The sequence below is a fragment of the Amycolatopsis sp. NPDC024027 genome (assembly GCF_040638975.1).
In the GTDB taxonomy this organism is placed as follows: Bacteria; Actinomycetota; Actinomycetes; order Mycobacteriales; family Pseudonocardiaceae; genus Amycolatopsis.
This window is the reverse complement of the sequence record NZ_JBEZYY010000005.1, coordinates 417,438-436,030: the sequence shown is the minus strand read 5'-3', so window position 1 is coordinate 436,030 and position 18,593 is coordinate 417,438. Positions and strand designations below refer to the sequence as shown.

At 73.5% G+C, this 18,593-nt stretch carries 15 protein-coding genes; 6 read left to right on the top strand and 9 right to left on the bottom strand.

All coding sequences use genetic code 11. The features are described 5' to 3' along the window. Nucleotide 1: 1 nt before the first annotated feature. Nucleotides 2-1,099 (bottom strand): ionic transporter y4hA, encoded by a 1,098-nt coding sequence (locus AB0F52_RS16330; RefSeq protein ID WP_360170676.1) that lies wholly within the window; start codon nucleotides 1,097-1,099, stop codon nucleotides 2-4. Nucleotides 1,100-1,150: 51 nt separating this feature from the next. Then, a complete protein-coding gene (locus AB0F52_RS16325; protein ID WP_360170673.1) occupies nucleotides 1,151-2,053 on the bottom strand; it encodes a LysR family transcriptional regulator in 903 nt (300 codons plus the stop codon). A 70-nt stretch (nucleotides 2,054-2,123) separates the two neighbouring features. On the opposite strand from AB0F52_RS16325, the gene AB0F52_RS16320 reads away from it, so the two are divergent. The 3 genes from AB0F52_RS16320 to AB0F52_RS16310 all read left to right on the top strand — a co-directional run bounded on the left by AB0F52_RS16320 (nucleotide 2,124) and on the right by AB0F52_RS16310 (nucleotide 5,953). Beyond that, the gene (locus tag AB0F52_RS16320; RefSeq protein WP_360170670.1) at nucleotides 2,124-3,857 is read left to right on the top strand and encodes a pyruvate dehydrogenase; all 1,734 of its coding nucleotides are present in this window, start codon (nucleotides 2,124-2,126) and stop codon (nucleotides 3,855-3,857) included. Nucleotides 3,858-4,559: 702 nt separating this feature from the next. Beyond that, the gene (locus AB0F52_RS16315) at nucleotides 4,560-5,192 is read left to right on the top strand and encodes a hypothetical protein (protein ID WP_360170667.1); all 633 of its coding nucleotides are present in this window, start codon (nucleotides 4,560-4,562) and stop codon (nucleotides 5,190-5,192) included. A 95-nt stretch (nucleotides 5,193-5,287) separates the two neighbouring features. After that, nucleotides 5,288-5,953 (top strand): HNH endonuclease family protein, encoded by a 666-nt coding sequence (locus AB0F52_RS16310; RefSeq protein WP_360170664.1) that lies wholly within the window; start codon nucleotides 5,288-5,290, stop codon nucleotides 5,951-5,953. Here the strand turns inward: AB0F52_RS16310 and AB0F52_RS16305 are convergent. Next, nucleotides 5,950-6,702 (bottom strand): fructosamine kinase family protein, encoded by a 753-nt coding sequence (locus AB0F52_RS16305; protein WP_360170661.1) that lies wholly within the window; start codon nucleotides 6,700-6,702, stop codon nucleotides 5,950-5,952. The genes AB0F52_RS16310 and AB0F52_RS16305 overlap by 4 nt on opposite strands. Before the next feature lie 54 nt (nucleotides 6,703-6,756). Between AB0F52_RS16305 and AB0F52_RS16300 the strand changes: the two genes are divergently transcribed. After that, a complete protein-coding gene (locus AB0F52_RS16300; protein ID WP_360170658.1) occupies nucleotides 6,757-7,113 on the top strand; it encodes an MmcQ/YjbR family DNA-binding protein in 357 nt (118 codons plus the stop codon). Here AB0F52_RS16300 and AB0F52_RS16295 read toward each other — a convergent pair. Next, on the bottom strand, nucleotides 7,038-7,901 hold the full coding sequence (locus tag AB0F52_RS16295) for a GNAT family N-acetyltransferase (RefSeq protein ID WP_360170655.1): 864 nt from the start codon (nucleotides 7,899-7,901) through the stop codon (nucleotides 7,038-7,040). The two genes, AB0F52_RS16300 and AB0F52_RS16295, sit on opposite strands and share 76 nt — an antisense overlap. Nucleotides 7,902-7,943: 42 nt before the next feature. Then, a complete protein-coding gene (locus AB0F52_RS16290) occupies nucleotides 7,944-10,016 on the bottom strand; it encodes a putative Ig domain-containing protein (RefSeq protein ID WP_360170810.1) in 2,073 nt (690 codons plus the stop codon). 131 nt (nucleotides 10,017-10,147) lie between these two features. Between AB0F52_RS16290 and AB0F52_RS16285 the strand changes: the two genes are divergently transcribed. After that, nucleotides 10,148-10,495 carry a hypothetical protein gene (locus tag AB0F52_RS16285; RefSeq protein ID WP_360170652.1) on the top strand — a complete coding sequence of 116 codons (348 nt, stop codon included), beginning with the start codon at nucleotides 10,148-10,150 and terminating at the stop codon, nucleotides 10,493-10,495. 3 nt (nucleotides 10,496-10,498) lie between these two features. Here the strand turns inward: AB0F52_RS16285 and AB0F52_RS16280 are convergent, their stop codons facing one another. After that, entirely contained in the window at nucleotides 10,499-13,480 is a 2,982-nt protein-coding gene (locus AB0F52_RS16280; RefSeq protein ID WP_360170649.1) for a BTAD domain-containing putative transcriptional regulator, read from the bottom strand. 442 nt (nucleotides 13,481-13,922) lie between these two features. Between AB0F52_RS16280 and AB0F52_RS16275 the strand changes: the two genes are divergently transcribed. Then, nucleotides 13,923-14,285, top strand: coding sequence for a DUF488 family protein (locus AB0F52_RS16275; protein ID WP_360170646.1), 363 nt, complete (start codon nucleotides 13,923-13,925; stop codon nucleotides 14,283-14,285). 82 nt (nucleotides 14,286-14,367) lie between these two features. Here the strand turns inward: AB0F52_RS16275 and AB0F52_RS16270 are convergent, their stop codons facing one another. From AB0F52_RS16270 to AB0F52_RS16260, 3 genes are all read right to left on the bottom strand, one after another. Next, entirely contained in the window at nucleotides 14,368-16,701 is a 2,334-nt protein-coding gene (locus AB0F52_RS16270) for a glycoside hydrolase family 2 TIM barrel-domain containing protein (protein WP_360170643.1), read from the bottom strand. 85 nt (nucleotides 16,702-16,786) lie between these two features. After that, complete coding sequence (locus tag AB0F52_RS16265; protein WP_360170640.1) at nucleotides 16,787-17,920, bottom strand: glycoside hydrolase family 3 N-terminal domain-containing protein; 1,134 nt, start codon at nucleotides 17,918-17,920, stop codon at nucleotides 16,787-16,789. Further along, the gene (locus AB0F52_RS16260; protein ID WP_360170636.1) at nucleotides 17,917-18,540 is read right to left on the bottom strand and encodes a hypothetical protein; all 624 of its coding nucleotides are present in this window, start codon (nucleotides 18,538-18,540) and stop codon (nucleotides 17,917-17,919) included. Before AB0F52_RS16260 ends, AB0F52_RS16265 begins: the two co-directional genes overlap by 4 nt. Between the last annotated feature and the right edge of the window lie 53 nt (nucleotides 18,541-18,593).

Here is an 18,593-nt window from a genome sequence, read left to right as displayed (position 1 = left end):
GTCAGGGGTTGATGGCCAGGACCAGGAAGCCCGCCAGCAGCACCAGGTGCACGCCGCCCTGGAGGCGGGTCGCGCGACCGGGGACCACCGTCAGGACGCTCACCACCACCGTGAGCGCGAGCAGCACGATCTGCGTCGAGCCCAGGCCGAGCAGCAGCCGGCCCGGCAGCCACAGCGACGCCAGCGCGATCGCCGGGATCGTCAGGCCGATGCTCGCGATCGCGGAGCCGTACGCGAGGTTGAGGCTGATCTGCATCCGGTCGCGCTGGGCCGCGCGCGTGGCCGCGAGCGTCTCCGGCAGCAGGACGAGCAGCGCGATCACCACGCCGACGAACGACTGCGGGAACCCGGCGGCGCGCACCCCGGCTTCGATCGCCGGCGACTCCACCTTCGCCAGCCCGACCACCGCGACCAGCGCCACCAGCAGCAGCGCCAGGCTGCCCAGCGCCGCCCGGTTCGACGGCGGGTCGGCGTGGTCGTCCTCCTTGACCGCGCCGTCGGCCGCCACCGGGAGGAAGAAGTCGCGGTGGCGCACCGTCTGCGTCAGCACGAACGTCCCGTACAGCACCAGTGACGCCAGTGCCGCGAAAGTCAGCTGCGTGGGGGAGAACGCCGGTCCGGGCGTGCTGGTGGTGAACGCCGGGAGCACCAGGCTCAGCGTGGCCAGCGTCGCGACCGTCGCCAGCGCCGCGCCGCTGCCTTCGGAGTTGAACAGCGTCGAGCCGTAGCGGCGGGCGCCGACCAGCAGCGAGATGCCGACGATGCCGTTGGTCGTGATCATGACGGCGGCGAACACCGTGTCCCGCGCGAGTGAACCGGCCTCCGGACCGCCGGAAACCATCATCGTGACGATCAGCGCGACCTCGATGACGGTGACCGCCACCGCGAGTACCAGCGAGCCGAACGGTTCCCCGACGCGGTGGGCGACGACCTCCGCGTGGTGCACCGCGGCCAGCACGGTCGCCCCCAGCGCGACGGCGACGACGGCCACGAAGACCGGGCCGAGGTCGCGGCCCCAGGCGAGCGCCAGCACGAGGATGCCGAGCACCGGGGTGACGGAGGTCCAGGGCAGCAGGAAGGATCTCAGCGCGGCGACCATGCCTCCACCCTCGCACACCGGCCGCGATTTCGCGGGCGCGTACGGTACTTCTCACACCGTCCCTTGTGGACGTTCGAACGCGGCGGGCACGGTGGCGAGGACGTGCCGGCGGAAGGTTTCGCTGGGCGGCGGGAGGTTCCGCCCGGCCGCCCAGGCGAGCCCGATGTCGCGCGCAGCGTCCACATCGGTCAGTTCCAGGTGCGGTGCCGGGAACGCCGCCGTGTGCGGCAACGGAAGCACGGACACGCCGAGCCCGGCGGTGACGAGCCCGCGCAGTGTCTCGACTTCGTCGCCTTCGAACCCGATGCGCGGGGCGAACCCGGCCTCGGCGCACAGCTGCTCGGTCGTCTCCCGCAGGGCGTAACCGGGCCGCAGGAGGATGAACGTCTCGTCCGCGACGTCGGCGAGGCGGACCCGGGGATGCCCGGCGAGCCGGTGGTGCGGTGGCACGGCCAGCCGCAGCGGCTCGACGAGCAGCCGGGACCAGTGCAGCTGGAGGTGCCCGGGGTCGCCGCTGGTGATGACGAGGTCGGCGGTGCCGTCGAGCAGCTCCGCCTCGAGCCCGGCTTCGCCGTGCTGCCGCAGTTCGAACCGGGTGCCGGGGTGCTCGCGCAGGAAGCCGCTCAGCACTGCGGGGACGAGCCAGGTGCCGAAGGTGTGCAGGAACGCCAGCGGGACGACGCCGGTGTCCGGCGCGACGATCTCGCCGACCTCCCGCAGGCCCTGGTCGAGCTGGTCGAGCGCGAGGTCGACGTGCCGCTTGAAGGCGTGCCCGGCCGGCGTCAGCCGCAGCACCCGCCCGGACCGCCGGAAGAGCTCGGCGCCGGCGTCGTGCTCGAGCCGCCGGAGGGCCCGCGACAGCGCGGGCTGGGTGAGGTGCGCCCGCGCGGCGGTCTCCGTGACGGTGGCGCCGGCCGCGACCGCCTGGAAGAGCCGCAGCGTCTGGACGTCCATGTCCCCAGTGTATGGATTTTCAGCCAATCAGGCATTGGACGCATCGATCATCCGGGGCCAGGCTGGAGGTATGGCTACCGTGGCAGAACAACTGGTCAGGACCCTGCGCGACGCGGGGGTCGAGCGCATCTACGGCATCGTCGGGGACAGCCTGAACCCGATCGTCGACGCGGTCCGCCGCACCGACGGCATCGAGTGGGTGCACGTCCGCCACGAGGAGACCGCCGCGTTCGCCGCCGCGGCCGAGGCGCAGGTCACCGGCAAGCTCGCCGTCTGCGCGGGCAGCTGCGGCCCGGGCAACCTGCACCTGATCAACGGCCTGTTCGACGCCCACCGTTCGGGCGCGCCGGTGCTGGCGATCGCGTCGCACATCCCGTCGAACCAGATCGGCACCGGGTTCTTCCAGGAGACCCACCCGGACCGGCTCTTCGCCGAGTGCAGCCACTTCAGCGAGGTCGTGGCGGACCCGGCCCAGCTGCCGCGGCTGCTCCGGATCGCCACCCAGGCCGCCGTCGGCAAGGGCGGCGTCGCGGTGCTGACCATCCCGGGCGACCTCGCCGACCGCAAGGCCACCGGCCCGCTCACCGAGCGCCTCCCGCTGGTGACGCCGTCACCCGCCGTGCCTTCTCCGGAGACCGTGCGGGAGCTGGCGGACCTGCTGAACTCCGGCGAGAAGGTGATGCTGTTCGCCGGCGCGGGCGTGCGCGGCGCGCACGACGAAGTGATGGCGCTGGCGGAAAAGCTCGCCGCGCCGGTCGGGCACTCGCTCGGCGGCAAGGAGTGGATCCAGTACGACAACCCGTTCGACGTAGGCATGAGCGGCCTGCTGGGCTACGGCGCCTGCTACGACGCGATGCACGAGGCCGACCGGATCGTGCTGCTGGGCACGGACTTCCCGTACGACAACTTCCTCCCGCAGGCCCGGACGATCCAGCTCGACCACGACGCCTCGCGCCTCGGCCGGCGCACGCCGCTGGACCTCGCCGTGCACGGCGACGTGCGCGAGACGTTGCGCGCGCTGCTCCCGCTGCTGCGGCCCCGCACCGAACGCGGATTCCTCGACCGGATGCTGCGCGAGCACGTGCGGAAGCTGGAGAAGGTCGTCGGCGCGTACACGACGAAGATCGAGCACCGCCGCCCGATCCACCCGGAGTACGTCGCCTCGGTGCTCGACGAGGTCGCCGCCGATGACGCGGTGTTCACCGTCGACACGGGCATGGGCAACGTCTGGGCCGCGCGGTACCTGACGCCGAACGGCCGCCGCCGCGTGCTGGGTTCGTTCCGGCACGGCAGCATGGCGAACGCGCTGCCGCACGCGATCGGCGCCCAGCTCTCCCAGCCGGGGCGGCAGGTCGTGTCGCTGTCGGGCGACGGTGGGCTCGCGATGCTGATGGGCGACCTGCTGACGCTGCCGGCGTACGACGTGCCGGTGAAGGTCGTGGTGTTCAACAACGCCACGCTGGGCATGGTGAAGCTGGAGATGCTGGTCGACGGCCTCCCGGACTTCGGCACCGACCACGCCCCGGTGAACTTCGCGGCGATCGCGGCGGCCTGCGGCGTGTTCTCCGAGCGCGTAGAGGACCCGGCCGACGTGCGCGGCGCGCTGGAGAAGGCGTTCGGCCACCCCGGCCCGGCGGTGGTCGAGGTGGTGACCGACCCGAACGCGCTGTCGATCCCGCCGCGGATCACCGGCGACATGGTGCGCGGGTTCGCGCTGGGTGCGACGAAGACGGTGCTCAACGGCGGCGTCGGCAAGATGGTCGACCTGGCGCGGGCCAACCTCCGCAACACCCCGCGACCGTAGCCGGAACGCCCCACTTCCCGGAGGGATCAACGCTTCCGGTGGCACGCCGTTACGCACGGTGGTGATCGACCACTCGTTCGGCTGCTGGGTGGCGGCGGGTCTTCCTCCTACCGTCGAGGGACTGCTCGCGGTTCCTTCGTGGGAGGTGTGACCGGCGTGCTCGTGGCCCTCCAGCGAACCGGTGAAGACCGGCCGCTCCTACCGGCGGCGGAGCACGTGGTGGCGTTGCTGCGATCGTGGGGGCCGGGCCCGGAGCACCTGACGGGGCTGGCACTGGCGGGCATCACGCTGCCGACCCGCCTCGGTCTCCGCTCCGTGGACGCGCTGGTGTTCACGAGGTGCGGAGTGGTGGTGATAGCGGCCCACGAGCCGGGCCCGGTGTCCTGGCCGGGCCCGGGCGACCGAACGGGAGCGGCAGTGGCGGCGGCGAGGGGCGCCCTCGCCGGCCACGAAGGCGGGCGGCACGTGACTGGTCTGGTCGCGGTGGTCCCGCCGGTGGAAGCGCGAACCGGGCGGGCGCCGAGTAGTCCGGTGGGGGACGTGCCGGTGGGGCGTCCGCAGGCGAGTGGCCCGGAGGCGGGCGGGCCGGGGGATGGCTCCCCGGAGGCTGGGTCGGTTCCGGTCTCACCCGCAAGCGACCCGCAGCCGGCCCGGCATCCGCGCGGACTCGAGCCGGCGGATGGCTCGCCGGGGAGTCGGCCGGTGGCAGGCCTGCGGTTGAGCGGGCCGGTGGCGGTTCCGGAGCCGAGCGAGCACGACGTGACCCGGCATGCACGCGAACCCGACCCGGGCCCACGGCAGAACGGGGCGGGCGACCGGCAGCCGTCGGCCGAAGCAACCCGTGCGCAGCAAGGTCTCCGGACCGGCGCGCCGGCAGTGCACTGGCCCGACCCGCCGCCGGTGCCCGGTGTCGCCGTGGTCCTCGCCGATCGCCGTGGCCTGCGGCGGATCATCGCGCAGCACAACCGGTGGCGGACCGTCTGGTCGGCCGATGACGTCCTCGACGCCTGCTATGCCCTTTCCCTCGCCCACCTCGCCCCGCCCCGGGCGGCCCTGATCGCCGACGGGTTCCCGGCGCGGCTTCCGGTGCTCGACCGGCTGCCGGAACTGCCGGCCGTGATCCCGGTGCTGCCGGAACCGCCGCCGCCACCATCACCGCCGCCGGCGGCCGAGGACGACCCCATCCCGTGGACCCCGACCGGGCGGGGGCTCGTCTTCCCGCGCCAGCGGCCGATCCGGCAAGTCCCGTGGGGCCTGCTCTTCGTGCTGGTCGTGCTCGTCACCGCCGGGGTGGTGGCCGCCGTGTTCGTCAACCAGGTCTTTCACGGCTCCTAGATCTGCCACGGTTATTTCGCGTCAGCTACGCCATCTGCACCGTTTCCCCGGCGCGTCGGCTGGGCACCTCCCGGTAGACGTGAAAGGGGTTCACGATGCCGCGCACCCGAGCGCTTGTCCTTCTCGCCGTCCTCGTGGGTTCGTCGGTCACCGGCTGCAAGCTCGCCGACGAACTCGCCTCCGGCGGACCCATGACCCAAGCGCCCGGGACGGTCGCCGCCCCGCCGATCGCGCCCGCCGAGGCGCGCAACGAGCTCGGGGCGCTGCAGATCGCCGTGCGCGGCACCATGGACGGCTACAGCCGCGACGAGTTCCCGCACTGGGACAAGGTCGACGCGAACTGCGACGTCCGCGAGCAGGTGCTCAAGCGCGACGGCCAGGACGTCCAGACCGATGCGCAGTGCGCCGCGAAGTCGGGTACCTGGGTCAGCCCGTACGACGGCGAGACCTGGCACAAGGCGTCCGATGTGGACATCGACCACATGGTGCCGCTCGGGCAGGCCTGGATCAGCGGCGCCAAGAGCTGGACGCGGGAACGGCGCGAGGAGTTCGCGAACGACCTCGTCCGCCCGCAGCTGAGGGCGGTCACGGACAACCTCAACGAACAGAAGAGCGACAAGGCCCCGGACGCGTGGAAGCCGCCGCTGGTGTCGTTCTGGTGCGTCTACGCCACCGACTGGATCGTCGTGAAGCGCAACTACGGCCTGACGATCACCGTGCCGGAGAAGAAGGCACTGGAAACCATGCTCGACCACTGCTAGAACGAGCGGGCCGCCGTCACCGCCCGGCCGGCGTATGACTGTCCGAACAGGACGGTGTGCACCAGCAGCGGGAACAGCTGGTGCAGCCCGATCCGGTCGCGCCAGCCGTCCGCCAGTGGCGTTGCCTCTTCGTAAGCCGCGACGACGCGCTCGAGGTGCGGGCAGCCGAACAGGTGCAGCATGGCCAGGTCCGTCTCGCGGTGCCCGCCGTGGGCGGCCGGGTCGATCAGCCACGCCTCGCGTCCGTCCCACAGGACGTTGCCGTTCCAGAGGTCGCCGTGCAGCCGCGCGGGCGGCTCGGCCGAGGCCGGGATGCGCGTGCAGGCCCGTTCGAACAGCGCCGCTTCGGACGGGCCGAACGTGCCCGCGTCCACCGCCAGCCGGACGTAGGGCAGCACGCGGTCGGCCGCGTACCAGGACGCCCAGTCGTCCGACGGCACGTTGGCCATCGGTGCCCGGCCGATCCACGCCTCCGCGGGTCCGTCCGGCGGCGGTGCCCCGAACGCCGGGGCGCCCGCGGCGTGCAAACCGGCCAGCCCGCGGCCGAAACGTTCCGCCGCGGAGGCCGACGGGCGGCCGGCGGGGACGCGGTCGATCACCAGCCGGTCCCGGTCGTGGCTGCGCACGGCGGGTATCGGGACCGTGCCCGCCGCGGCCAGCCAGCGCAGGCCCGCCACTTCGGCCGCCGTCGCGCCGGGCGCGTGGCCCCGCTTGACCACCACCTCGCGGCCGTCTCCGGACTCGGTCATGTTCCGCACGGTACCGGCGCGCTACGGTGGGCGCCGGAGAACAGGGGGACGACGGTGACGGTCCAGGTCCGGGAACTCGAACAGCTGCTCGGCAAGCTGGCGGAGGTCCAGCGCTCGGAGGCGCGCGACTACTCCTCGTTCAGCGTGCGCGGCAAGCGGTTCGGTTACTTCTGGCCGCGGACGCGGACCGTCGGTCTCAAGCAGACGGTGTCCGAGCAGCTAGCCCTGGTCTCGGAACGGCCGGACGTGTTCGAGGTGCAGTTCACCGCCGGCGGCTTCGGCTGGGTGGTCGTGTACCTCGACGGCGTCGACGGCGACGAACTCGCTGAGCTCCTCTACGAAGCCTGGCGGCTGTCGGCGCCGGAGGAGCTCGTCGCGGAGGTGCCCTTCACCAGGATCGCCCGGGCGTAGAGCAGGTCGAACCCCTGCCGCTGGGCGTTCTGCTGCGACTTCGACCCCGGGAGCGTGGTGACGATGGCGACGTCGCACCCCGCCGCGGTGGCCGCGGCGAGCCGGGTGCGCAGCAGGGCCGTCTGGACGCCGTGACGGCGGTGGGCGGGCATGGTCGCGGCGCCGGCGAACTGCGCGATCCCGTCGGTGACCCGGAAGCTCGCGCCGCCGGCGAACTCGCCGTTCCGTTCCGCGGTGTACCGCCGGACCCCGGCCATGTCCCGCAGTGCGTTCACGATGATCTCGGGGGTGAAGTCTTCGTGGGAAGGCAGGCCTTCGGTGTCGGTGACCATGGAGGCGCCGGCGATGGCGGCCAGCCAGGATTCCAGCTCGTCCTCCCGGCACAGCCGGACCTCGCCGTCGGCGGCTTCCACCGGGCCGCCGAGGCGGCGGCCGAGCACGTTCTCGTACGACTCCAGCCGGTAGCCGCGCGCGGTCAGGAACGTCCCGACGGCGGGATCGGCCAGGTGGCACAGCTCGACCTGCACCGGCGCGCCCAGCTCGGCGAAGGCCTCTTCGACCTCGTCGAGGTCTTCGGGCAGGCCGGCGAAGCCGAGGCCGGCGACCTTGTTGAACGGCGAGTCCGCCTCGGCGAAGCTGGCGACACCCCCGGCGAGCGGGCGGGTGAAGCCGAGGTCGTCCCCGAGCCGCACCCGGGCGGCAGCACTGCACGCGGCGACGAACCGTGCCTCCGCGCGTTCGATGCGCTCGGCCAGAGCGGTGTCGCAAAAGAGCCGTTCCCCGTCCACCTCCCCACAGTGGCGGAAGCGGACGGGGAACTCCAACCGGTTTCAGCCCTCCACGCGGTGCGAAGCCCAGAACGACGTCAGGTCGGTCGACCCGGCCGCCGCCTGCGCCGCGGCCTTGAACTCGGCCGTGGTCGACACGCCGTACCAGTGCGACTGGGCGTAGGACTTCAGCAGGTTCGCCATCGCCGTGTCGCCGATCAGCCGCCGCAGGTCGTGCAGGGTGCACTTGCCGTAGTTGTAGACCACCGTGGAGTACCGGGACGAATGCGCGTCCCAGTAGGCCATCGAATTGGTCAGCTTCTCCGCGCTCGACTGCCACGTGATGCCGCAGCCGCTGCCGGTGATGCCGCGGTAGAGGTCGGTGGCGTAGTCGGTGAAGCTCTCGTCGAGCCACGGCGAGTTGTACTCGTCGTCGCCGACGATCCCGTAGAACCACTGGTGCGCCAGCTCGTGGGGGAGCGCCGTGGTGGACACGAGGTCCATCACGAAGCCCGGGTACTCCATGCCGCCGAACCAGAAGTTGTTGTCCAGCACCACGTCCGCTTCGCCGTACGGGTAGTCGCCGAAGCGGCCCGAGTGGACGTCGATGGAGTCGGCGGCCAGGCTCAGCATCTGGTTGGCGCTGCTGGTGGAAATCCCGCTGACCGAGTAGACGTTGACCCGCACGCCCTTGCCGGACGTCGTGCTGATCTTCGCGAAGGGCCCGGCGCCCCAGGCGAAGTCCCGCACCTTCGGAGCCACGGCGTGCGTGGTGGTCGTGGTGCCGCTGGTCGTCTCGGTCGAGGTGCCGGTGGCCGGGGTCAGCAGCGCCGCCGGGTGCACGAGCGTGACGTCGAAGTCGCTGATCACCGTGTAGAACGACTCGCCGTTGTTCGTGTACGGGTCGAGGTGCCAGCCCGCGCCGTCGCGGACGGCGAGCACCGGCAGCGCGTTGCCGATCATGTTGTACGCGCCGTCGTGGCCGAACCGGTCGGCGCCGCTGGGCACGACGATCTTCAGGTCGAACCCGATGGTCGCGGACTGGCCCTGGGCCAGCGGCGTGGGCAGCGTGATCTTCATGGCCGTGCAGTTCACGCTCAGCGCGGACGGCGTGCCGCCGGTGACGTTCGTGACGGTGATCGGTGTCGTCGGGCAGCTGCCGTGGTAGTTGTCCCAGAGCCGCAGGTACACCTCGGGCAGCGCGGTCGCCGAGCCGTTGGTGAAGCCGACGCTCTGGTGCCCGGTCCAGGTGTCGCCGGCGGTGTTCGAAGTCAGGTTCACCGTGTAGGCGGGGTTGATCGGCGTGCGCGTCGAGTCGGCGGGGGCGGCCGAGATCGTCCAGGTGAAGGTGGCGCTGCCGCTGTTGCCGGCCGGGTCCTGCGCCGTCACGGTCACCGAAGAAGTCCCGGCGGTGGTCGGGGTGCCGGTGATCTTGCCCGTGCTCGCGCCGATCGTCAGGCCCGCGGGCAGGCCGGTGGCGCTGTAGGTCAGCGTGTCGCCCTGCGGGTCGCTCGCCTGGATCTGGAGGGACGCGGCCTGGCCGACGGCGCCGGTTTGGGTGCCCGGCGAGGTGACGACCGGCGACTGCGGGTTGCTCGTCCCGGTCGTGGTCAGCGAGATGTCGTCGAGGACGAAGTCGGTGGCCAGGCTGGAATCCTCGGTGCCGGTGATCTTCAGCGTCACGGTCTGGCCGAGGTAGCGGGAGACGTCCACGGTGCGCTGGACGTAGCCGGTGTTCTTGTCGAGGTTCGAGTAGCTGGCCAGGGTGTCCGTGCCCGCCTGGACCACCAGCTTGTCGTACTTGGTGCTGGTCGTCGTCTCCTTGGTGTCGATGTGCGACCACCACGAAAGCGTCGCCGACGCGCAGCCGGCGGGCAGCGTCAGCGACTGGGACAGGGTGTCGGTGTGCGTGCTGCCGGTGCCGTCCAGCCAGGCGATCATCGTCCCGCCGTGCGCGGGTTCCGCCGTGGTGGCGGCGGAGATGACGCCGCTGGTCTGGGTCCACGGCGTGGTGCCGCTCTCGAACCCGCCGTTGCCGACGAGCTGGTCACCGCAGCCCGCGGCGGCCTCGGCCGGCGCGGCGACGGCGACTGTGCCCAGCAGGCCGATGGCCACGCCGAGCGCAGCAGAAAGCACCCTCGATCTCATGGAGGTCGTCCTTTCCCGGCTCCGCCTGTGGGAGCCAGGAGAAGCGTCCTCTGCGGTCCGGATGGGCGGAACCCGCCAAGAGTCGGGTTCCGGCTGCCCGGACGCCCCTTTCGCCGGGTATGCGCGGCAACGTCCGGGTGTACGGATCTTGTACAGCGGCTTGCGAGCTTGGGCTCTTCCTGCTCGCGCCGGCCGGCAGCGGCGTCGCGCACGCCGCGCCGGTTGGTCCAGCTGACCGACGGCCGACACCGCGATGCCGATCCTCAAGCCGGCCGGGCCGACCCAGCGAACGTGACGCTCAAGCGGCGCTCGTCTTCACCGGCTCGCACAACATCTCCGGCGCGGCCCTGCGCGACAACGACGAAATCCTGATCAAGGTCGAGAACCCCGCGATCAGCGCGGCCTGCCAGGACAACTTCAGCACCATCCTGGCCCGCGCCAAGTGCTCGGCCCCGGCCACCTGCTGACGCTCAGCCGGCCGCACTCGCCAAGGTGTGCGCCGCCCGGGTTTCCAGCGGCCGGTAGCCCGCTTGGGCGGCGAGCTTGACCGCCGCTTCGCCGTGGGTGCGGGCCACTTCGGTGTCACCCACGGCGAGCGCCGCCTCGGCGAGACCGGTCAGCGCCGCGGCTTCGCACCACGTGAAGCTGGTCTCGCGGGCGATGTCCAGTGCCGCTGTCAGATGGGCCACGGAGTCGGTCGCGCGATCCAGCCGGAGGCAGGCTTCCCCGAGCGCGGCCAGCGCGGACGCCTCGGTACCGCGGTCGCCGATGCGGCGGGTCAGTTCCACCGCGTCGGCCGCGTCGGCGAGGGCCCGGGTGGCGTCACCCGCCCGGGCCTCCATGACCGCGCGGCCGGACAGCGCCGCCGCTTCGCCGTACTGGTACCCGAGTTCCCGGTTGGCCGTCAGGGCTCGTTCGTAGAAGCCGGCCGCGTCGGCGTTCCCGAGATCGCGGTGGACGTGCCCGAGGTCGACCAGCAGCACGGCCACGCTGAACCGCGCGCCGTCGCGTTCGGCGATCTCCAGCGCGCGGCCGAAGTGGCCGAGCGCGGCGTCGAAGTCGCCGATCTGGCCGCAGGCGAACCCGAGGTTGGCCAGCGCCATCGTGATGGCCGGCATCGCCGTTTCTTCGCACAACCGCAACGCTTCCAGGCCGCACGCGATCGCCTCGTGCGCGTCGCCGAGCCGCTGGTGCACGGCGCTGAGGTTGTTGAGCGCCGCGGCGCGCCCGGTGGGCCACTCCGCCGCCAGCCCGTCGTTCAGGATCGTCGTCAGGTGGGCGCGGGCTTCGGCGTAGCGGCCGCTGTTGACGCCGGCGAGCGCGATGGACAGCCGCATCGCCGCCTGCGCCTGCCGGTCGCCGCCGGCCTGGGCGGCGGCGAGCGCCGTCGTGGCCGTGTCGATCCACTCCGTGTGGTGGCCGCGGTGGTGGAAGAACGCCCGCAGCGCGTCGGCCAGGTGCCACGCGTACTCGCGCGGGCCGTGCGCCGCCGCGTGCTCGACGGCGGCGGCGAGGTTCGGCCACTCCGTGTCCAGCCAGGCCAGCGCGTCTTCGGTGCCGTCGAACGCCTTGTCCGGCTCGGGCCGGGGCAGCCGGAGGAAGTGCGGGATCAGCAGCCGGCCCGCCGCGTCGGCCGTCGTCAGGTAGTGGTCGAACAGCCGGCGCCGGGCCGCGTCCCCGTCGGCGGGGGTGTCGTCCGCCGCGACGCGCCCGCCCGCGTAGCTGCGCAGCAGGTCGTGGAAGCGGTAGCGGCCGGGCAGGTGCCGTTCGACGAGGTTGGCCGCGGCGAGGGCCTTGAGCTGCTGGCCCGCGCGGCCGTCGGCGACCGCGGCGAGCCGCGCGGCCACCGGCGCGGTGAACGTCTGGCCCGGCACCAGCGCGAGCCGCCGGAACAGCAGGCGGTGCTCGGCGGGCAGGGCCCGGTACGACACGGAGAACGCCGTCGTGACGGCGCTTTCTTCGGCGCCGTCGACGCTCAGCCCGGCGAGGGGATCGCCGTCGGCGAGTTCCCGCGCCAGCTCGGCGATGCCGGACACCTCGCCCGCGCCGAGGTTCGCCGCGGCCAGCCGCAGCGCCAGCGGCAGGTGCCCGCACAGCCGGGCCAGCTCCGCCGCCGCGGCCGGCTCGGCGGCGACCGCGGGCGGCCCGAGCACGGTTTCCAGCAGCTGCCGGGAATCCTCGGCGGGCAGCACGGCCAGCGGCACCGCCCGCGCGCCGGTGCGGGCGATCAGATCGCCCAGCCGCTGGCGGCTGGTGACCAGGACCGTGCCCGACGGCGGCAGCAGCGGCGTCACCTGGGCGCTGTCGCGGGCGTTGTCGAGCAGGACGAGCACCTGCCGGTCGGCCAGCAGGGAGCGCCACAGCGCCGTGCGGCCGTCCGGGTCCGGCGGGATCGCGCGCGGGTCGGTGCCCAGCGCCCGCAGCAGCTGCCCGGCCGCGGCGGCCGGGGTGAGCGGCTCGTGGTCCGGGTCGAACCCGCGCAGGTCGAGGTAGAGCTGGCCGTCGGCGAACCGGTCCCGGGCGCGGTGCGCCCAGCGGACGGCGAGCGCGGTCTTGCCGACGCCCGCGGTGCCGGTGACCACGCGGATGTCCGCCCCGGCACCGGGGCCCGCCGGCTCGTCGAGGCGGGCCAGTTCGGCGGCGCGGCCGGTGAAGCCGCGGACATCGTGGGGGAGCTGGGCCGGGCGCACCGGCTCGGGCGGCGGCTCCGGCGCGGGGTCGAGCGCCGGGTCGGCGGCGAGGATCGCGGCTTCCAGGCGGGTCAGCTCGGGGGAGGGGTCGAGCCCGAGTTCGGTGGCGAGCCGGGCGCGCAGGCCGCGGAAGGCGGCGAGGGCGGCGTCGGTGCGGCCCTCGCGGTGCAGGGCGAGCATGAGCTGACCGACGAACCGCTGCCGGAACGGGTGCGCGGCGACCAGGGTGGTCAGCTCGGCGAGCACGGCCCGGCCCCGGCCGAGCCGCAGCTGCGCGTCGATGCGGTCTTCCAGCGCGCTCCACCGGGCTTCGTTCAACCCGGCGAGGAGGATGCCGGCGACGTCGGCGGACGCGGCGCCGGCCAGGGCGTCGCCGCGCCACAGCGCGAGGGCCTGGTCGAACAGCTCGACGGCGGTCTCGTCGCCGGCCGCGCGGGCCCGGCGGGCCAGCGCGGTGAACCGGTGGGCGTCGACGGTGTCCGGGTCGGCGCGCAGGACGTACCCGTGCCCTTCGGTGACGAGTTCGGGGCCGCCCGCGGCGCGGAACACCGCGCGCAGCCGGGAGACGAGCGCCTGGACGGTGTTGCGCGCGCTGGCCGGGGGATCGTCGGGCCAGAGCAGGTCCACGAGCCGGTCGAGGGCGACCGGGCGGCCGGCGTCGAGGAGCAGGACGGCGAGGACCAGGCGCTGCTTGCGGGAGCCGAGATCGACCGGGGCGCCGTCCGCCGTCGCCTCGACGGCGCCGAGGACGCGGAACTCCACCCCGTCACCTCCGCTCGCGTTCACCCGATCGTGACCGGGCGTGCAAGCGTACTGCAAGCGTCGTGCAGCCCCGGTTCGCCATCCTGACGGGGCCGCGGACAGGCGCCCGACGACGTCCGCGGCCGGCTCGGCCGCCGGGGAACCGGCGGATTCGGCTGTCGTTGTTCCACGGGCGGTACGAGCTGGGGGTAGGGCCACCACGGCGACCCCTCCACGGTCGCCGTGGTGGCCCTTTTTCCGGGGCTCGTGCCGGGGTTGCTGCCCGGGGCAGCTTCCGCCTGGCGCGTTCGACCGGCTTCGACCGGCTTCGGCCCGCGCGGGGTCCGAGCGCGGCGGCCGCCGGCGGAGCGCCCGGCCCATCCTCCCGCGTGCGGTGGTCGCGGACAGTGACCACCGCTGCGCTCCGGTGGCGGCCCGACCCGGCTCGACGCAGAATGCGCGCATGCAGCCGACGGTCGTCCGGGTGGCGCGCCTGGCCGACCCGGCCGGGGCCGCCGACGGCGTCCGCGTGCTCGTCGAACGGCGCTGGCCCCGCGGCACCGCCCGAACGGCGCTGGTCCTCGACGGCTGGTACCGCGGCCTGGCCCCCTCCGACGACCTGCGCACGTGGTACGGCCACGACCCCGAGCGGTTCGCGGAGTTCGCCGAGCGTTATCGAGCGGAGCTGCGCGAGCCTGATCGCATGGCGGCCCTGGCCCGGCTGCGCGAGCTGGCCGGAGGCGGCCCGGTGACCCTGCTGACGGCGAGCGGCTCCCCCTCGATCAGCCAGGCGGCCGTGCTGGCGGCGGTGCTCACGGGGGAGTGAGGCGGCCGCCGTTCAGGGGTGGGTCGTGTTCGCTGTCACCCGGACCGTGGCCGTGGCTCACGGGGGAGTGAGTGGCCGCTGCTCAGTGGCGTGCCGCGTTCGCTGTCACCCGGACCGTGGCCGTGGCCGTGCCGAGTGTCTGGTGCCGGGCTGTCAGTGTCAGGGTCGCGGGCGACCCGGCGAACGGCCGCAGCCACACCGCGGCCGCGCCGCCGGTCGCCCCGAAGTCGAGCGCCGGGTCCCCGATCAGCTCGGCCGGGCCGGTCAGCGTCAGCCGCACTTCGCCCGCCGTCCCCGCGCGCAGCGTGCCGAAGCGGTCCACCGCCGCCACGACCACCCGGGTTGCGTCGCTGCCGTCCGCGTGCAGCTGCGGGTCGTCGGGCACGCAGCTGAGCAGGTCCGAAGCCCGGTCGCCGCTGAACCGCCGGCTGACGGCCAGCCGGTCGCCCACGTAGCCGTCGATGCGCAGCTCCGGGCGCCGCCCCTTCGGCACGACCAGGTCCGCCGCGAACGGCGGGTACCGCAGGTGCGGGAAGTCCGCGCGCCGGCTGCGGGCCTCGCCCGCCGGACGGTCGTCGAGGAACAGCAGGAGGCGGTCGCAGTTGGACCAGATCGTCGCCCCTGGTCCTGGGCCGCCCGGCTGGGCCGTGAAATCCCAGGCGAAGCCGGGCTCCACGACCGCCCGGACCCGCGGGTCGGCCTGCGAGGCGTAGAAGGCCGCGGCCGGCTTGGGGATCCGGAAGATGTCCGACACCCCCGCGTACTTGGACCCGTCGATCGCCCGCTGCCAGCCCGACGGGTAGTCGAACGCGCACCAGGCGAGCAGCCCGCAGTAGCGGTCGTCGGCGGCGGCCAGGTCGTGGGCCTTGGCGTGCAGTTCCGCCTGCTGCTGCCGGACGTCCGGGGCGTCGGTCCGGCGGTACGCGCGGGCCCCGGCGAGCGTGCCGATCGTCTCGGTCACCAGGTACGGCACCCCCGGCCGCGGCGGGCGCAGCCGGAAGGGCGCCCCGCGCCGGGCGGTGTAGTCGTTGTAGGCCACGATTTCGACGTCGCTGCCGGCGAACCGCCCGAGCGTCGGACTGGCCAGCGCCCCACTGGTCGGCCGGGACGGGTCGAGCTGCCGGGCCAGCCGCCCGGTCCGCTGGTACATCGCCGTCGTGCCGTTGGCCTCGTTCACCCGCGTGCCCCAGACGACGATGCTCGGGTGGTTGCGGTCGCGCACCACCATCCCCTCGACGTCCGCCAGGTTCCGCCGCTGCCAGGCGTCGTCCCCGACGTGGCCCCAGCCCGGGATCTCCTCCCACACCAGCAGGCCCAGCTCGTCGCAGGCGTCGAGGAACGCGCTCGACTGCGGGTAGTGCGAGCAGCGGACCATGGTGCAGTTCAGCTCGCGGCGCAGGATTTCCGCATCCCGCCGCTGCACGCGGTCCGGCAGCGCGCCGCCGGCGAACGGGTACCACTGGTGGCGGTTGAGCCCGAACAGCTTGAGCCGGCGTCCGTTGAGGAAGAAGCCGTCGGTGGTGAACCGCGCGTCGCGGAACCCGGTCCGCACGACCCGCTGGTCGAGGGTGTGCTTTCCGGACTGGACGGTCACCACGACTTCGCAGAGCGCGGGGTCGTCGACGTCCCAGAGCCGCACCCCGCCGAGCCCGCCGACGTCGAATTCGACCGTCGTGCCGTGCACCGGCGCGCCGCCGCGGGCGAGCTCGCGGCCCGCTTGGAGCACCGACGCCGTCACCTCGCCCACGACGGGCACGTCGAGCGTGCACGTCAGGTGCAGCGACCGGCCGGGGGAGAGGACGTCGACGGGCCGCGCGAAGACGTCGGCCAGCCGGATCCGGGGCACCGCCCCGACCGTGGCGGGGCGGTAGATCCCGGCCGGCTGGTAGAAGTCGATCAGCGCCGGCCCGCCGCGCGGCAGGTTGGGCGGCACGTCGAGCGCCCACCGCCCGTCGACGACCACGGCCAGCACGTTGTCGCCCGCCACGACGTCCGGCAGCGCCACCTCGAAGGGCAGGTAGCCGCCTTCGTGGGTGGCGACGAGCCGGCCGTTGAGGTGCACCTCGGCGTTCGTCATGACGCCGTCGAAGCGGGCGGTGTGGCGTTCGGTCGTCGTCGCGGTGAAGTGCTTGCGGTAGATCCACCGGTCCTGCCAGGACGCCGGGTCCCACCCGGTCCACGAAAGCGGGGTGACGCAGTGGGGCAGCTGCACCGGCGAGAGGTCGATCTCGTCGAAGCCGAGCTCGGTGCAGCCGTCGTCGTACCGCCCGAACAGCCAGAAATCGCCCAGCCGCGGCGTTTCCGCCCCGGGTGCGGCGTGCCCGGCCGACCCGGCGACGACGCCGAGCAGCGCGGCCCCGCCGGCGGCCAGGAACCCGCGCCGGGACATGCCCGGGCTGCTGTGCGAGTCGGCCATCCACGACCTCCGTGCTCGGGCTCCCCTGGGGTATCGCTCGTGACCGGTAAGACGTCACAAACGATCAGCGGGTTGCCCCGGGTGATCAGGCGCGGCAAGCGCTCTTCGCCACGAGGACCCGGTGCACCGCCTCTCGCACCCGCTCCGGAGGCAGCTCGCCCGCCGCCACGGCGGCCTGCAGGCGGTCCAGGACGGCGGGGACGTGTCCGCCGGAGGACCACAGCGCCTGATCGGCGCCGGCCCGCAGGGCGAGCAGGGCCGCCTCGGGGAGCGGATGGGCCGCCGTGATCGCGCGCATGGCGCCGAGGTCGTCGGTGACGGCCACGCCGCCGAAGTGGTACCTGTCCCGCAGAAGGCGGTACGCCGCCGCGCTCAGCGAGGCGGGCTGCCCGTCCGTCAGACCGGGCACCGCGAGATGGCCGACCATGACCCCGGCGGCGCCGAACTCCGCCAATCGCTCATAGGGGAGCAGGTCGGTCGCCGCCAGGCGGGGTAGCGGCGGGGTCTCCGGCAAGACGCGGTGGGAGTCGCCGCGTGCGTGACCATGACCCGGGAAGTGCTTGAACACCGGCGTCACCCCGCTCTCGCGCAGGCCGGTGGCGAACGCGTACGCGTAGGCGGCCACCGCGGCCGGGGCCGAACCGTAGGACCGGTCGCCGATGACCGCGCCCGCGGGCTGGTCGCTGACGTCGAGAACCGGCGCGTAGTCGGTCGTCACGCCCCGCGCTCGCAGCGCGCGTCCGCGCCGGACGCCGAGCTCGCGCACCTGGTCCGGGTTCATCGCCGACGCGACCGTGCGAGCGCTCGGCAGGGGGCCGTCGAGCACGTCGATGCGCTGGACACGTCCCCCCTCGTCGTCGACGGCAACCGAGACCGGCACCTCGGCGACCGCTTGGACCTGGGACAACGCGCCGTCGCGGAGGACCGCGGTCGCGTTGCCGCCGAAGAAGATCCCGCCGACCTGTTCGGTGCGCACCAGCCGGACGGTGCTCGTGACGTCGCCGGCGTCCACGCCCACGACGACCAGCTGGGCGAGCCGGCGACGCAGGGACAGGCCGGCCATCACGGCGGCGCAGCTCTCGGCCGGCTCTTTGGCCGTGCGAGCCGGGAGTGGGGGAAAGCCTGTCTCCGGAAGGGGATCGGGCGACGGCCGGGAGACGGCCGCCACGAGCAGCGCGCCCACGACGGCCGCCGCGAGCAGGAACCTCGTCCGGCTCATCGGACCTTGGTGTTTCCTTCGTACCCGCCGGTGGACCGCAACCGCTTCGCGTAGCAGTCGTCCTTCGGCAGGTCATTGCGGTCGCACCAGGCGTTCGCCTCGTCGGCCGTCCCGAACGGTTCGTCGTGCACCGTGACCCAGAAGTCCGGGTACCTGAAGCTGCTCCAGTCCTCGGTCCAGATCAGGCGGACGGAGGCGAACCGGCTCCGGAGGCCGAGGTGGTCCTGGAGGATCGCGGGAGCGTCGTAGACGATCCCATTCGCGGGCATGCCGACCTTTTTGGAGCTCAGCTGGGCCACCCAGTGGTCTTCCAGCGTGGCGCGGACGGCGGGCAGATCAGAGTTCGCGTACTGGCGCAGTTGGTCGAGTGCGTCGCCCGAGTACGCCGGGGCCGTCGAGACCGCCGTTGTGTCCGGGTAGGTCTGAGAGGTCGGCTGGTAGCCGCCGGACCCGGAACCCACGCTGTTCACGCCGGCGGCGCTGTAGCCCGAAGACGCCGAGCCGCTCCCGGATCTGCCCGGGATCGCCAGGGCGACCACGAACCCGACCACCGCCACGACGGCGGTGAACACCAAGGCGACCGACCGGTTGGCCCGCCGGGCAGCGAGCCGTCCCGTCACGTCCGTGGCTCGGCGCGGCACCGGCGGAGCGACGGACTCCGCCGATTCCGCGC